Genomic DNA, 1516 nt, shown 5'->3' with positions numbered 1-1516 from the left:
GCCCGAGGGCGTTCGTGACCTCCACGCCCAGCTCTCCGGGCTGCAGGACGAGGCAGGGCCGCTCGTTCACGCGGAGGTCGGACAACGCGTCGTGGCCGAGGTCATCGCGGATTGGACTGGCATCCCTATTGGGGACATGGTCAAGGACGAGGCTCAGATGCTCTTGGAGCTCGAAGAGAGGCTGACCTCCAGGATCCGGGGCCAGGACAACGCACTAACGGAGATCTCGGACGCGATCCGCACCTCGAAGGCCGGGATGCGCAAGCAGGACGCGCCGCTCGGTGTGTTCCTTCTAGCCGGACCGTCTGGCGTTGGCAAGACCGAGACGGCACGGGCACTCGCGGAGCTCCTGTTCGGCGGCGAGCGGTTCTTGGTCTCGATCAACATGAGCGAATACCAGGAGAGCCACACGACGAGCCAGCTCAAAGGTTCGCCTCCCGGCTACGTCGGCTACGGCGAGGGCGGTGTGCTGACCGAGGCCGTGCGCCAGCGGCCGTACTCCGTGGTTTTGCTCGACGAGGTCGAGAAGGCCCACATCGACGTCATGGAGATGTTCTACCAGGTCTTTGACCGGGGCATCCTGCGCGACGGCGAGGGCCGCGAGGTCGACTTCACGAACACGATCATCTTGTGCACCTCCAACGTGGGCTCAGCGTTGGTGCAGCAGGCCTCGATGGCCGAGGAGGCCCCGTCGCTCGACGAGCTGCGCAGTCTCATCCACGAGCCATTAGCGAACCACTTCCAGCCGGCCTTGCTCGGGCGCATGAACGTGGTCCCATTCCTCAGCCTCGACCGCGAGGCGATGGGCGCGATCGCGCGCCTCAAGCTCAACAAGGTCAACAAGCGACTCCAGGAGAATCATGGCATCCAATTCGTCTACCCGGACGCCGTCGTTGAGGAGATCGCCGACCGGTGCACGACGATCGACGCCGGCGCCCGCAACATCGACGCGATCATCGACCGGACGGTCCTGCCGAACGCGAGCCGCGCGCTTCTGGCCCGCTTGGCGGACGAGAACATGCCCGCCGCCCTCGAGCTGGGCATCGACGAGGCCGGCGACTTCACGTACACGTTCCACGACTCGCTGGCCGATCTAGACGCTCGCGGCGACGGGGCGCCTGCCGTGGAAGCGGAGGCCCCGACGGACAAAGAGGTGCCGGCCGGCGACGGCACTCTCGAGGCCGAAGCACCCGTCCTCGAGGACGAGGACGCGGAGGAGGAACCCGGGAACACCGATCCCTCGGCGTAGCAGTCCTTCTCTCGATCTCGACGCGGCCCCGACTCGGTACTCCCGGGCTTGGGGCCGCGTCGCGTTTCGTCGTCCTCGAGGCCGGCCGTGACCGGTAGCCCGAGGGTTTCGCGTACTAACCCTGAAGCCCCGCAAGGACGTCTGCACCGTCGACCATGGAGACCCGCCACACTTTCGCCTGCCATGACCTCGACGAACAGACATTTCGGGTCGTCACTTTCGAGGGCGTTGAGGAGATATCGCAGCCATTCCGGTTCACTATAAACC

1 protein-coding gene is annotated in these 1516 nt (G+C 65.7%); it reads left to right on the top strand.

Translation table 11 applies throughout. The annotated features are described in order from the left end of the window. On the top strand, positions 1-1249 hold a 1249-nt coding region (locus WBA11_RS16745), incomplete at its 5' end, for an AAA family ATPase (RefSeq protein WP_424521789.1). Between the last annotated feature and the right edge of the window lie 267 nt (positions 1250-1516).

The organism is Rubrivirga sp. (genome assembly GCF_049648075.1).
Lineage (GTDB): Bacteria > Bacteroidota > Rhodothermia > Rhodothermales > Rubricoccaceae > Rubrivirga.
Note: the sequence above shows the minus strand (reverse complement) of the source record. Positions and strands in the feature narration are given on the sequence as shown.